This is a genomic window from Pseudovibrio sp. WM33 (genome assembly GCF_001623165.1).
GTDB lineage: Bacteria > Pseudomonadota > Alphaproteobacteria > Rhizobiales > Stappiaceae > Pseudovibrio.
Genome location: NZ_LMCK01000062.1, coordinates 25,193 through 38,840, shown reverse-complemented (window position 1 = coordinate 38,840; position 13,648 = coordinate 25,193). Strand labels below are relative to the sequence as shown.

Below are 13,648 nucleotides of genomic sequence, written 5' to 3'. Positions count from 1 at the left end.
CGCCATGTTGTGGCTGGTGCGCCTGCTGATGTGCTGGTAACGGCAGATGATGCGTGGATGGCGTATGCTGTGAAGAATGGTGTGCTGGTGGATGACAGTGTGGTGGAGCTGGCCTCCAACGGGCTTGTTTTGGTTGGCTCTGAGGCGCTGGGCGCTGAGGCTGTTGAACTGAATGCAGAGGCATTGCAAGCTGCATTGGCGGATGGGCGTCTGGCCATGGGCGAACCGGAGACTGTGCCAGCGGGGCGCTATGGCAAAGAAGCTCTGAGCAATCTCGGTTTGTGGGAGAGTGTGGTGCATCGGGTGGCTCCAATGGAGAACGTGCGTATTGCTCTGGCAGCCGCTACGCGGGGGGAAGTGCCAATGGCGCTGGTCTATTCTTCTGACGCAAAAGTGGAACAAGGTGTGCGGGTGCTTGCGGAAATTCCGCAGGACAGTCATCGTGCTATTGTTATTCCGGGTGCCTTGACCTCTGGCCATTCCAAGGCTAGCGAAGGGTTTATTGAATTTTTGAAGAGTGCTGAGGGGCGCAAGATCTTTCAGGCTCATGGTTTCAAAGTGAGCGGCGATTGAGCTTTTATCTGACGGATGCAGAATGGGCGGCTATCCAGCTGTCGCTGCAGGTTGCGAGCCTCGCAATTGCGATTGCGCTGCCGCCTGCGATACTGCTCGGCTATGCTCTCGCCCGCTGGAAGTTTCCCGGTTATACGCTGGTGAATGCCTTGGTGCATTTGCCGATTGTGCTGCCGCCTGTGGTGACCGGTTATGTGCTGCTGGTGCTGTTTGGACGGCAGGGCATGTTGGGCAGCTTCTTTGCTGATGTGTTCGGCATTGTGTTTGCCTTCCGCTGGACAGGGGCTGCGCTGGCTGCGGGGATTATGGCGTTTCCGCTGATCATTCGTCCTGTAAAGCTTTCCTTTGAGTTGTCCGATGGGCAGTTGGAAGAAGCTGCGCATTCGCTGGGGACGTCGCACATCAGAACCTTTTTGCTGATTACGCTGCCATTGGCGCTGCCGGGTATCCTGAGTGGCGCGATCCTTGGGTTTGCCAAGGCGATGGGTGAGTTTGGAGCGACGATTACGTTTGTTTCCAACATTCCCGGAGAGACACGGACGCTGTCGCTGGCGCTTTATACGGAGATGCAAAGCCTTTCCGGTGATGCGGGAGCAATCCGCCTGACGGTGATTGCGATTGTGGTTTCCATTGGTGCTCTGGTGTTCTCTGAGGTGATCTCGCGTCGCCTGTCCCGCAAGTTGGGAGGGCAGCATGATTGAGGTTGATGTTTCCAGCCGGTTGGGTGACTTCTCGCTTTCCGCCAAATTTGCGGTGAACAGCGGGATCACGGCGATTTTTGGTAAGTCTGGCGCTGGTAAATCCTCGCTGATCCGTATGATTGCAGGGCTGTCGGCTCCAGATAGCGGACGCATTGCGCTGGGCGAGCGGGTTGTGTTTGACCGAGCGGCTTCCATCAGTGTGCCAATCCAGCAGCGCGGTGTGGGCATGGTGTTTCAGGATTCCCGCTTGTTTCCGCATATGAATGTGGAGCGGAATCTGCTTTACAGCCAGTGGGCGGCGGGGCGTAAGTCTGCCGTTGGTCTGGGTGAGATTGCGGAGTTGCTGGGTATAGCCCATTTGCTGAAGCGGCGGCCTCATGGGCTTTCCGGCGGTGAAAAGCAACGTGTGGCGATTGGGCGGGCGTTGCTTTCTAATCCGCAGCTTCTTGTGCTGGATGAGCCGCTGGCGTCACTGGATGCTTCCCGCAAAGCTGAGATCCTGCCGTATCTTCTTAAGCTGAAGAACGAGTTCGGCATTCCGATGCTGTATGTGAGCCATAGCCTTGGTGAGATTGAGCAGCTGGCGGATACGCTGGTGCTGCTGGATTCTGGGTCCGTGGTGGCGCATGGGCCGATTGCGCAGATGCTGAGCAATTTGGAACTGCCGCAACTGGCGAGCGGGCCGGATGCTGGCTCTCTGCTGTTTGCCAAGCTGAACCACTATGATGAGCAGTGGCAGATCACTGAGTTTGATTTGGAAGGGCAGACATTGCAGCTTCCGGGTCTGCTGGGAAATATCGGGCAGGATGCGCGCATTCGTATCAAGGCCAAGGACGTTGCTCTTGCGCGCAAAGCGCCTGAGGAAGCTTCTGTCCGGAACGTGATTTGCGTTGTGATTGAAGGCATTACGGAGACCTCCGGGCCGTACGCTGAGGTGGATTGCCGGGTTGGAGAGCAGCATTTGCGTGCTCGTTTGACGCGCCATTCTGTACACGAGTTGCAGTTGGCTGCCGGACAACAGGTATTTGCTTTGATCAAAAGTGTTGCGCTAGACCAGTGATCGAACACGGGTTACACCGTAAGTGATTAAGCGCATTTGGTGATGCCTCGGGAGGCATTGCGGCTAGTTTCTAAGTTAAATCGGACAAGCGACGTGAACAGGACAAGCAGATCTGAGCGATGGCAGCGGGTCTCCAGTGTTGCACTGGTGACGTTTGCTATATTTGCGCTCGTGGTTGCCTGGGTCGCGATGCAGTTGAGCAGCCAGTTTTATCTGGCAGACTTGCAAACGCGTGGGCAGGCGACCCTGTCTGTGCAGGCGGCAGGGCTTGAGAAATACCTCGACAAATATCGCTTGCTGCCACCGTTGTTGGCGCGGCGTTCTGATATTGTGCAGATCCTTGCCAATGATGAACATGAGCGCGGGCAGAATGTTGCCAAGGTAATTGCAGGGATGTCTGGCGCGCAGGAGGTCTGGTTCCAGAAGCCTGACGGCCAGATTGTTGCGTCCAACCTGATCGACAACGCCAGTATGGCGGAACAGGGCATGTCCTCTTATGCGGATGCGTTGCAAGCTGCGCGGCAGGGGCGTCTTGGGCGGCAACTGGTTCTTTCCCGCAGTGGCGGACCAGCCAGCTATGTGTTTATCGCTCCGGTTCGGCAGGGGGAGCAGGACTACGGCTTTATTGCGGTTCGTGTGAGCCTTGAAGGGGTTGAGCAATCCTGGGCGCTTTCAAAGGATCGCCTTGTTGCTGTTGATCAAAACGGTATTGTGGTTGCCACCAACCAATCCAGTTGGCGTGGGGAGCGGTTGTTTGCACAGCGCACAACGCGACGTGGGCGTGTGTCCGCCACTCTCAATGGTGTGATTGAGCAGCGCTGGTATGATCTGGATTTCCAGCTTGTGCGATTAAGCCCGCCTTTCAACAAACCCAACTTCCAGATGATTGAGCAGGAGTTGCCTGTGCTGAACTGGAAGGTGGTGTTGTTTGCCGATACCTCTCAGGTTCGGCAACAGTCCATCTGGGCGGCGCTGGTGGCTTTGCTGCTGTGTGTTGTGAGTGGTGGTCTGTTCTGGATGGCGGGCGAGCGGCGGCGACGGTTGCTGGAACGTATCCGGCAAGACAAGGTTTATGCAGCGCGGTTGGAAGAGCGCGTGCATGAACGTACCCGTGAGCTTTCCACCATGAATGCTTTGCTGGCACAGGAAGTGAAAGAACGTGAGGCTGCAGAAAAAGGCTTGCAACAGGCGCAGGCCAGTCTGGTGCAGTCTGCCAAACTGGCAACACTGGGCGAAATGTCTGCTGCGCTTTCTCACGAATTTAACCAGCCACTGGGCGCGATCCGCACGCACTCAGAAAATGCGCAGGTGTTGATTGAGACGGGTAAGTCAGACCGGGCGTTGAAGAGCCTTGGCAAGATTGTTGCTATGGTGGAGCGCATGGCGGCGATCAGCCAAATCCTGAAAGGGTTCACCCGTAAAGCGGGGCGTGATCTTACTCCGGTGAAGGTTTCTGCCGTTGTTGGCGAGGTGCTGATGCTGACGGGTCCCCGTTGCAAACAGATGGGCGTGCACACTGAGGTGGTGCAGGACGACAAGTCTATCGAGGTTCTGGCTGGGCAGGTTCGGCTTGCGCAGGTGCTGATGAACCTGATGAGCAATGCGCTGGATGCCATGAAGGTGGAGACCGAGCCGTGCATCCGGATTTCAGTTTCTCACCATGAGCAGCAAGTGATTATCCGCTTTGAGGACAACGGCCCCGGTGTGCCAGAGGATGTTGTTGCGAGCATTTTCGACCCGTTCTTCACTACAAAGGATGTGGGTGAAGGATTGGGGCTTGGCCTTTCCATTGCCTATAAGATAATCGAGGATCTGGAAGGGCAGCTGCGCTATGAGCAATCTGAGCTTGGTGGTGCATGTTTTGTGATTGTGCTGAAGGATGCCTCGGAGACTTCCGGCGATCTTGAGGAAGAAGAAGTTTAGTATGGACGTATGGGCAATCGATAAAGCCACCATTCTTCTGGTCGATGACGACGAAGATATGCGTGAAGCGCTGGTGGAAGGGCTGGAACTGGCCGACTATCACGTGGTGTCGTTTTCTCGCGCTGAAGAAGCGTTGGAGCACATCACGCATGAGTTCTATGGTGTTCTGGTCAGCGATATCCGTATGCCCAAGATGGGTGGCTTTGATCTGATGAAAGCTGCTTTTGAGATCGATAGTGCTTTGCCTGTGGTGCTGATTACGGGCCATGGTGACGTGCCGCTGGCTGTGGAAGCCATGCGGGCCGGGGCCTATGATTTTAAAGAGAAGCCGTTTCCGGTTAGCGGGCTGGTTGCCGTTGTTGAGCGCGGGCTGGAAAAGCGCCGTTTGACGCTGGAAAACCGTGTGTTGCGTGAGGAGCTGGGCAAGCTTTCTGGTCTGGAAGAGCGCATTGTTGGTAAGTCCCCGTCCATGGAAGAGCTGAGGAGTACGATTACCGCGCTGTCTGGCACGGATGCGGATGTGCTTATTCTGGGTGAGACTGGTTCTGGTAAAGAAGTCGTCGCGCGTGCTTTGCATGAGGAAGGCCTGCGCAAAGACGGGCCATTTGTGGCGCTGAACTGTGGCGCCCTGCCTGCTGATATCATCGAGAGTGAATTGTTTGGGCACGAGAAAGGCGCCTTCACTGGTGCGAGTGGCCTGCGGATTGGCAAGCTGGAGCATGCGCATGGCGGGACGGTGTTTCTGGATGAGATTGAGTCCATGCCACTGGACTTGCAGGTAAAGCTGCTGCGGGTGTTCGAGACGCGAACGATTGAGCGGCTCGGGTCAAACAAGTCTATTCCGCTGGATCTGCGCTTTGTGGCTGCAACCAAGGAAGATCTGGAGGCGGCCTCCAACGAAGGGCGGTTCCGGAAGGATCTGTTTTATCGCCTTAACGTGATTACACTGGCTATTCCGCCTCTGCGGGAACGCTTGGAAGATATTCCGGTGCTGTTCCACTATCTGACGCGGGGTGCGCGGGCGCGCTATCGGAAAGAAGTGCCGGAGATTTCGCGAGAGTTTCTCGGTGAACTGATGCAGCGGGAGTGGCCGGGCAATGTGCGCGAACTGCGTAACGTGGCAGACCGGTTTGTGCTGGGGTTGGAAGGTCAGCCAAAGGCAGCTGGCGCGACGGCTACCGTTTCGGACCCGCAGAGCGGTACTCTGGCTGAGCGCGTAAGTACCTATGAACGCGATATTATTGCTGCCGAGCTTGAGAAGAATGACGGCAAGATCAAGCCGACATACGAAGCGCTGTCAGTCTCCCGCAAGGCACTTTATGAGAAGATGAAGAAATACGGGCTTGGGAAAGGTGATGAAGTTTGAAGTGTGTCGTTCATCATAAGGTGCTCTGAGGGTGCGAAACCTGAGCTAATAAGGCTGTTTTCAGTGTCGGCTTATCACTTCTGCAGATTTGCGGAGAACCTGAACTGGCGCAGCTGCCAGTTCAGGCATGAAGTAGTATCTGAACCTTCAATTAGTTAGACTACATTGTAGTAATAACGCACCAACCAGCCATTTCCGAGACGTTCTGGATGCTCGCCAAGTTGCCAGGACCCTGCTAAGGGGCCACTCTCATTAGGAATAATGATTATGCCGTCTTCCCCGTTGAGTTTTGTGGTGAAAGACAGGTGTGTAGCCCCGCCATCAGGTGAGTAAACCCATTCTACGGTGTAAGGAGTGTCGGAGGCTGGAACTCCAAGACCTCCATAGGTACCTCGTGTAACCGTTTTGGGGAGAGAAATAGAACCTGTACTGCTAGAGCCTGTTACCTTGCTGGAAACAAATGTTAGAGCTTCAGATGATGAATTGGTTAAAAGTACTGAAAGAGATGAAGTATTTGACATGCTAATCCATTTCTATGGTTGGTATGCATGGCGGTTTATAAATATAAATGTGTCATCTATAAATTATCTCATCTTGATGCTGTTAATTTATTAGATATATCTGCCTTTGTGAATATTGTGAGTTAGTTAGGTTTATCTCAAGTACGATGTGCTTGTTATTTTATGTGTCGAATTCGACACATTTTTGAGTAGTCAATGTTACTTATTCGTAACAAATGCAATTTGAATAATTAGGTATATATCCGTAAGTAGCTGAAAATACTATTGGTATTACAACTGGCACGTAGATTGCTTTTAGTATCGCGAGGAGCTTCGCTCCGTTCCATCTGGGAGGATACTATGAAGAAATTGGTTACTGCTGCCACAGTTGCAGCTGGCATGTTCACCGCTACTCAAGCTGTTGCTGCTGAAGCGTGTGATCCGGGTGAAGTTGTTATTAAGTTCAGTCACGTTGTGTCTGCGACCGGCCACCCAAAGGGTGACTTTGCGACTGCATTGGCAGAGCGCATCAACACTGAGATGAATGGCAAAGCCTGTATGCAGGTTTTCCCAAGTTCCCAGCTGTTTGATGATGACAAAGTGATGGAAGCTCTGCTGCTCGGCGACGTTCAGATCGCTGCGCCTTCTCTTGCTAAATTCGAAGCTTACACACTCAAGTACCGTGTGTTTGACCTTCCGTTCCTGTTCTCCGACATGGATGCAGTGAACAACTTTACGCAAGGGGAAAAAGGTCAGGAACTGCTGGGCGCGATGTCAGACATCGGCTTTGTTGGCCTCGGCTACGTTTACAACGGTATCAAGCACTTCTCAGCAAACAAGCCTTTGCTGACACCTGCTGATGCGGCTGGCCTGAAGTTCCGCGTTCAGACCTCTGATGTTGCTGTTGCGATGATTGAAGCAATGGAAGCAAACGCACAGAAGCTTGCGTTTAAAGAAGTATACGGCGCACTGCAGACCGGCGTTGTTGATGGTCAGGAAAACACCTGGTCCAACATCTACACCAAGAAGTTCTTTGAAGTTCAGGACGGTATCACAGAAACAAGCCACCAGCTGCTGTCTTACCTTGCTGTGACCTCTCAGGAATGGCTTGATAGCCTCGATCCAGAAGTTCGCGACCAGTTCATCACTATCTTCACCGAAGTGACCAACGATGCGAACGCTCGCTCTTCCGCTATCAACGAAGCTAACAAGCAGAAGATCATCGAAGCTGGTGTAGAGGTTCGCACGCTGACACCTGAGCAGCGTCAGCAGTGGGTTGACGTGATGAAGCCTGTATGGGGCAAGTTTGCTGATGACATCGGTCAGGATGTGATCGACGCTGCCGTCGCAGCAAACAACTAATCCAATACATCTTGATAGGTCTGTCCGGCTATTGGTCGGGCAGACCCTGAAAAACCACAATGGTTTCTTTTTCGGTGCCGCAACACACTGAGAAATGAGAGTGCTGTTGGGGGAGGGCGCTTTGTCTCGACTAAATAAAATAATAGATGCTTTCGAAGAAGGCTTTATCGCCACCATCCTTGCGGTGATGACGCTGGTCACCTTCTGGCAGGTCGTCATGCGGTACGGCTTTAACTCGGGTTGGGGTGGCGCGCTACAGTTCACCCGCGTGCTGTTTGCATGGCTTATTCTTTTCGGCATGAGCTATGGCCTGAAAATTGGCTCGCACCTTGGCGTTGATGCTTTCATCCGCCTGTTTCCGAAACCGGTCTTCCGCACCTTCGGGCTGATTGGTGCGCTGGTGACGCTGCTGTATGCGGCACTGCTGTTTGATGCAGACTGGTTTGGCTGGTTGCTTGGGCTTGATAACCGCGGGTCTTCCGGCGGTGCGTTTGATTACGTCGCCAAGTACTACAAGCTTCCAATCGGCATGGAAGATCTGAAGTTTCCTGAGTGGTATCAGGAGATGTTTGGCGTGAAAGAGCGTGTTCCACGGTGGTGGGGCTATGTCATCTTGCCAATCGGTCTTGCCCTTCTGGCTTTCCGGTCGCTGCAAATGTGCTGGTTCATTCTGACTGGCCAACGCGACACGATGATTGCCGCGCACGAAGCTGAAGAGCTCGTTGAAGAAAACAAAGACGTGCTGAAGGACTAAGCCCAATGGAAACCGCTGTTCTCTTTTTGCTGCTCTTTGGGCTGCTTCTTATCGGGGCACCAATCGCGATTGCGCTTGGTTTGTCTTCCGTTCTCTACATCGCACTGTTCTCTCATGACTCCATGAGTTCTGTAACCATTCAGATGTTCAATGCGTCGCAGAACTTTACACTGCTTGCGATCCCGTTCTTCATTCTGGCTTCCAGCTTCATGTCTACTGGCGGCGTTGCCCGCCGTATTGTGAACTTTGCTGTGGCAACTGTTGGCTGGGTGCGTGGTGGTCTGGCTATGGCTGGCGTGCTGGCCTGTATGATCTTTGCTGCGCTTTCTGGTTCGTCTCCAGCGACTGTGGTTGCGATTGGTACCATCGCGATTGCTGCGATGCGTCAGGCTGGTTACTCCAAGGAATTTGCTGCAGGCATCATCGCCAATGCTGGTACGCTGGGAATTCTAATCCCGCCTTCCATCGTGATGGTTGTTTATGCGGCTGCAACCAACGTTTCTGTTGGGCGCATGTTCCTGGCGGGTGTCATCCCGGGCATTGTTGCTGGTCTGATGCTGATGGTGACGATCTACATTATCGCCCGCAAGAAAAACCTGCCTGCGCAACCGTTCCCAAGCTTCAGGGTGCTGTGGTCCACGTTTGCTGAAGCTGCGTTTGGTATGTTCCTGATTGTGATCATCCTTGGCGGTATTTATGCAGGTGTGTTTACACCAACAGAAGCTGCGGCTGTGGCAGCTGTGTATGCGTGCCTAATTGCTCTGTTCATCTATCGTGACATGGGGCCGCTGAAGGACAAGAAATGGCGTAAGTCTGGTGAAGGACTGCTTGAGGCAATTGTCCGTAACATTGGATTGAGTGTTCTTTACTTCTTCCCTGCCTTCTTCCACCGGGATACCCGCAAGGTGCTGGTTGAGAGTAGTAAGACCACGATTATGTTGATGTTCATCATCGTGAATGCGCTGCTCTTTGCTCACACACTCACTGCTGAGCGTATCCCGCAGGTCATTACCGACTGGATGTTAGGTGCGGGTTTCAACTGGTTCACCTTCCTGATTGCCGTCAATATTATCTTGCTGATTGGTGGTCAGTTCATGGAACCATCCGGTCTGCTGTTGATTGTGGCACCTGTGGTGTTCCCGATTGCTGTGGAGCTGGGTGTTGATCCAATTCACCTGGGTATCATCATGGTGGTGAACATGGAGATTGGCATGATCACACCGCCTATCGGGCTCAATCTGTTTGTGACCTCGGGCATAACGGGTATGAGTCTGGTGCAGGTGGTGCGTGCCGCTGCACCGTTTGTGATGGTTCTGCTGGTGTTCCTCGTATTGGTCACGTACTTGCCATGGCTCTCCACGGCGCTGCCGACCTATATGATGGGGCCAGAGGTTATCGTCAGGTAGCTGGCACCAAGATATGTTTTGAAAGGCCGGGGCATTTGCTCCGGCTTTTTTGTTGCTGCTTATTCGAGGCAAATGCGCCGCAATAGCTTAGGCGGATTTTGGGGGTAAACTGCGATAATAGGTGGGTACTTTAATGTTGCCGTGAGGAGCTGATGAGGAGAGCATTTACTGCCGTAATTCTCGCTCTGGGCATTGTCTTTGCCGCACCTGCATTTGCCCAGATTGACTGTAAGCTTGGTGAAGTCGTCATCAAGTTCAGCCATGTTGTGCCACCGAGAGGGCATCCCAAAGGGGATTTTGCGCGCATGCTGGTAGAGCGGGTGAACACCGAGATGAATGATCGGGCATGTATGCAGGTGTTTCCCTTTTCCCAGCTTTATGATGATGAGAAAGTGATGGAAGCCCTGATACTGGGTGATGTGCAGTTGGCTGCGCCCTCTCTTTCAAAACTGGAAGTCTACACCAACAAGTACCGGCTTTTTGACCTGCCTTTCCTGTTTGAGGATATGGACGCGGTGCAGCGATTTACTGCCAGTGAAAAAGGACAGGAATTGCTCGGTGTCATGTCTGATTTTGGGGTTGTTGGGCTTGGGTACCTCTTTGATGGATTAAAGCACTTTTCTGCTGATAAGCCGCTGCTTGTGCCTTCTGACGGGGCAGGGCTGAAGTTTCGGGTACAAAACTCTGATGTGGCAGTTGCGATGATTGAGGCGATGGGGGCGAGTGCGCAGAAGCTTGCGTTCAAAGAGGTTTACGGGGCTTTGCAGTTGGGAGTTGTCGATGGGCAGGAGAACAGCTGGTCCAATATCTTCACCTCGCGTTTCTTTGAGGTTCAGGACGGGATTACTGAGACCAACCATCAGCTGCTGGCTTATGTTGTGTTTGCGCCTAAGGAGTGGTTGGAAAGCCTGGAGCCTGATTTGCGGGAGCAGTTTTTGACTATCTTCCGAGAAACGCTGGTAAAGGCCAACGGGCAAGCTGCAAAGACGAGCGAAGAGAACCGGCAGCGGATTGTTGATGCGGGTTACACCGTCCGTGAGCTGACGCCAGAACAGCGGCAACAATGGTCGGATGTGATGCGGCCTGTATGGGGCGAGTTTGAAGATGAGATCGGCAAGGATCTGATTGATGCCGCAGAAGCAGCTAATGTGACCAAGAACAACTGATGGACTTTTAATCGGTCTGAAAGCTATTGTGTGAGTACGTCTATTTCGTATGATCAATGTTGATCATGTGATAGGTGTGCGATGTCTGAAGTTATTTATCTTTCTGCCAAAGAAGCTGCCAATGAGTTGGGCGTACGCCCAGCCACGCTCTACGCTTATGTGAGCCGTGGGCTGATCCGTTCTGTTCAGGGGCCGGGGCGGACGCGGCTTTATGATGCATCAGACATTCGCTTCCTGAGAAGTCGCCGGGCTGGAGAAGGTCCTGAGGAGCGAGAAGGGCAATCGCGTAGTGCTGCTGCCAAGGGCGTGCTTGAGACCAAGCTAACGCTTTTGACAGATGAAGGGCATTATTATCGTGGTCAGTCTGCATTGGAACTCGCAAAAGCTGGGACGCTTGAGAGTGTAGCTACGCTGTTGTGGGATTGTGAGAATGATCCATTTGCTCAACCTGCTCCAGATGCCGTCGAGGTGGTGAACGGGCACCGCCGACCAGTTGAGCGCGCGATTGTGGCGCTCTGTTCCTGGCCGGAACAAGACAGCGCGGCCTACACGCTGTCTCAGGAGCTGCTCAAGCGGAAAGGGGCGAGCCTCATTCGCCTTGCAGCGAGTGCTTTGCTGATGCAAGCGCCGAGCACTGAGCCGATGCACAGACAGATTGCGCAGGCATGGGGTGTGAAGAATGAAAAGGCCATCGATCTGATCCGTGCGACGCTTGTTTTGTGTGCGGACCATGAGCTCAACACCAGCGCATATGCGGTGAGATGTGCTGCTTCGACTCGGGCGCCGCTGCATGCTGTTCTTGTTTCCGGACTTGGGGCGTTTATGGGGCCCAGACATGGAACAAACGCAGAGCGTGTGCTGAGTTGGCTGAAGCACATTCATGTAGTTGACGATATAGAGAACGTGTTGCAAGAGCGATGTATGAACGGAGAATATCTGCCGGGACTTGGGCATTCCGTATACGGTGGGCCTGATCCAAGGGGCGAATTTCTATTAGACAAACTCATGCAAAGTGAGCTGGATCACCCGCTTGTTGAACTGATTCCACCGTTGCTGGAAAGATCTCGTGAGCTTTTCGGAAAGCACATGAATGTGGATTTTCCACTAGCACTTTTGGAGCAGATTTTGAGCTTACCAAAAAATTCTGCAGGAATTTTGTTTTGTATTTCAAGAATTAGCGGCTGGATTGCTCAAACGCTCGAACAGTATCAAATGCAAGAACAAATACGTCCGCGCGCTGCATATGTTGGTATTCGTCCGACCTAAAGCAGGCGTCAGTTGAATAGTTAATTTTTTTGATCTTTAACCTAGGCGTGTATCTAGGGGCTATTCTATGATATCCTAGCGTAAAATTAATAATGTTATGTTCTTTCTCTGTAATGAAATTTATATCGATTATTTTGTCTGATTATCTGAAAGTATTCCTTAGATTATCAATAATTGAGTAGTTCATGTGTGGTGTTATCTATTGTGGAAATGTGCTCTTTTACATAATTTTTGACGTGACCTAGTTGATTTGAGGGTGTTCAAATTGGGGAGGCGCTATGTTACGTCTACATCATTAATCGGAATATTGGTTGTATCTCTCACTCTATCAAGAATAAGGCATTTCATGAATCGTTTGCCCCCTTTGAATGCTTTGGTCGCGTTTCGTGCAGTTATGGAAACTGGGAGTTTGGTTTCGGCGGCCCAAAAGCTAGCAATTACGGCTAGTGCGGTCAGTCACCGGCTCAAAGCGCTGGAAGATCACCTGGGATTGGAGCTGTTTGAGCGCCGTTCCAGAGCGGTTTTCCCGACTGCAGCGGCCTATCGATATGCCTCGGAGATTGCCGAGGCATTTGACAGAATCTCAACTGCGACGCGCACTATTGAGGCCGTCGGGAACAGAGATACCTTGAGTATCCATTGTTCTTCAAGCTTTGCCAGCAATTGGCTGTTGCGCCGCCTTCGTTCGTTTACTGCGCATAATTCAGAGATCACGGTGACTGTTTCCAGCAGTGGCTCTGATCAGAATATTGAAGGCGGGCTTTATGACCTTGTCTTTACGCGCCAGTCCAATACTCCAGAAGAGTTTCAGGAGATCTCTTTAGGACGCGAGAAGTTTCGTCCGCTGATTTCACCTGAACTGCTGGATAATCTTGGCTACCCGAAAAAGCCGAATGAGTTGCTGAAGCTGCCGATTATTCGCAGTGAAGGTGCCACGGTTTCCTGGGAGACATGGCTGTCTGAAGCTGGTGTTCCAAACCCGATCGTCAACGAGATGATGGTGTTTGAGAATGCGGCTCTTTCTCTTGACGCTGCCGAAAAGGGGTTCGGCATTGTTCTAGAGTCCAATCTGCTGAGTGCCGAAGCTGAAACCGCCGGACGCCTTGTGCCGATCTTCCCTGAATATCAGCGGGATGGTCGTGAACATAAGCTGATGTGGCGTGAGAAGCGTGGAGCTGAGCCCAAAATTCGCAGCTTCCGTGATTGGTTTGAAAATCAGTTGCGCTACGATTTCGTAGATGAAGAAGCTTATGAACCAGTGGCTGCGCTCGTCGATTAAGCGAGTGTTGCTGTTTGTAGCTGACGGCGGGGGCAATTAACCGTCAGCTTACATGAGTGTTCTTATGATTTGGGTGGGTACTTAGGTATCCGCCCATTTCTTTGTAAGCATAGTTATACGGATTTATTGGAGTGGTGTGCTGCTGAGCGATGGAATTGCTGTAGCCCATCAAACTGGGTGAGACAAAATTGTTCTGTTCATCCTTGATGAAATCCCTTAGAAGCACCCCTAAATACGCGCCCTTTTGCTGTTTCCCAAAGACACTGCCGAGGCGCTGGTCAATAGCTTGACA

General features: G+C 52.4%; 11 protein-coding genes. All 11 read left to right on the top strand.

Annotation, left to right across the window (positions count from 1 at the left end):
• Window positions 1–573 (top strand): molybdate ABC transporter substrate-binding protein (modA, locus tag PsWM33_RS11400; protein ID WP_208994525.1); only part of this gene is annotated, 573 nt, incomplete at its 5' end.
• On the top strand, window positions 570–1,274 hold the full coding sequence (modB, locus tag PsWM33_RS11395) for a molybdate ABC transporter permease subunit (protein ID WP_063300300.1): 705 nt from the start codon (window positions 570–572) through the stop codon (window positions 1,272–1,274). The genes modA and modB, both read left to right, overlap by 4 nt.
• Window positions 1,267–2,334 (top strand): molybdenum ABC transporter ATP-binding protein, encoded by a 1,068-nt coding sequence (gene modC / locus PsWM33_RS11390; protein ID WP_063300299.1) that lies wholly within the window; start codon window positions 1,267–1,269, stop codon window positions 2,332–2,334. Before modB ends, modC begins: the two co-directional genes overlap by 8 nt.
• Window positions 2,335–2,427: 93 nt before the next feature.
• On the top strand, window positions 2,428–4,257 hold the full coding sequence (locus PsWM33_RS11385; RefSeq protein ID WP_063300298.1) for a sensor histidine kinase: 1,830 nt from the start codon (window positions 2,428–2,430) through the stop codon (window positions 4,255–4,257).
• A 1-nt stretch (window position 4,258) separates the two neighbouring features.
• Window positions 4,259–5,623, top strand: coding sequence for a sigma-54-dependent transcriptional regulator (locus PsWM33_RS11380; protein ID WP_063300297.1), 1,365 nt, complete (start codon window positions 4,259–4,261; stop codon window positions 5,621–5,623).
• An 860-nt stretch (window positions 5,624–6,483) separates the two neighbouring features.
• Window positions 6,484–7,485, top strand: coding sequence for a DctP family TRAP transporter solute-binding subunit (locus PsWM33_RS11375; RefSeq protein ID WP_063300296.1), 1,002 nt, complete (start codon window positions 6,484–6,486; stop codon window positions 7,483–7,485).
• Between the two features lie 121 nt (window positions 7,486–7,606).
• Window positions 7,607–8,239: a TRAP transporter small permease gene (locus PsWM33_RS11370; protein ID WP_063290431.1), complete on the top strand. Its 633-nt coding sequence runs from the start codon at window positions 7,607–7,609 to the stop codon at window positions 8,237–8,239.
• A gap of 5 nt (window positions 8,240–8,244) precedes the next feature.
• The gene (locus PsWM33_RS11365) at window positions 8,245–9,645 is read left to right on the top strand and encodes a TRAP transporter large permease (RefSeq protein WP_063300295.1); all 1,401 of its coding nucleotides are present in this window, start codon (window positions 8,245–8,247) and stop codon (window positions 9,643–9,645) included.
• Window positions 9,646–9,797: 152 nt separating this feature from the next.
• The gene (locus PsWM33_RS11360) at window positions 9,798–10,811 is read left to right on the top strand and encodes a DctP family TRAP transporter solute-binding subunit (RefSeq protein WP_063300294.1); all 1,014 of its coding nucleotides are present in this window, start codon (window positions 9,798–9,800) and stop codon (window positions 10,809–10,811) included.
• 81 nt (window positions 10,812–10,892) lie between these two features.
• Entirely contained in the window at window positions 10,893–12,077 is a 1,185-nt protein-coding gene (locus tag PsWM33_RS11355; protein WP_063300293.1) for a citrate/2-methylcitrate synthase, read from the top strand.
• A 346-nt stretch (window positions 12,078–12,423) separates the two neighbouring features.
• Window positions 12,424–13,356: a LysR substrate-binding domain-containing protein gene (locus PsWM33_RS11350; RefSeq protein WP_063291799.1), complete on the top strand. Its 933-nt coding sequence runs from the start codon at window positions 12,424–12,426 to the stop codon at window positions 13,354–13,356.
• Window positions 13,357–13,648 lie beyond the last annotated feature (292 nt).

What these genes read in the sequence shown, in the direction of transcription:
- modC (WP_063300299.1), top strand. Translation starts at nt 1,267, where the DNA reads ATGATTGAGGTTGATGTTTCCAGCCGGTTGGGTGACTTCTCGCTTTCC.
- PsWM33_RS11380 (WP_063300297.1), top strand. Translation starts at nt 4,259, where the DNA reads ATGGACGTATGGGCAATCGATAAAGCCACCATTCTTCTGGTCGATGAC.
- PsWM33_RS11375 (WP_063300296.1), top strand. Translation starts at nt 6,484, where the DNA reads ATGAAGAAATTGGTTACTGCTGCCACAGTTGCAGCTGGCATGTTCACC.
- PsWM33_RS11365 (WP_063300295.1), top strand. Translation starts at nt 8,245, where the DNA reads ATGGAAACCGCTGTTCTCTTTTTGCTGCTCTTTGGGCTGCTTCTTATC.
- PsWM33_RS11360 (WP_063300294.1), top strand. Translation starts at nt 9,798, where the DNA reads ATGAGGAGAGCATTTACTGCCGTAATTCTCGCTCTGGGCATTGTCTTT.
- PsWM33_RS11355 (WP_063300293.1), top strand. Translation starts at nt 10,893, where the DNA reads ATGTCTGAAGTTATTTATCTTTCTGCCAAAGAAGCTGCCAATGAGTTG.
- PsWM33_RS11350 (WP_063291799.1), top strand. Translation starts at nt 12,424, where the DNA reads ATGAATCGTTTGCCCCCTTTGAATGCTTTGGTCGCGTTTCGTGCAGTT.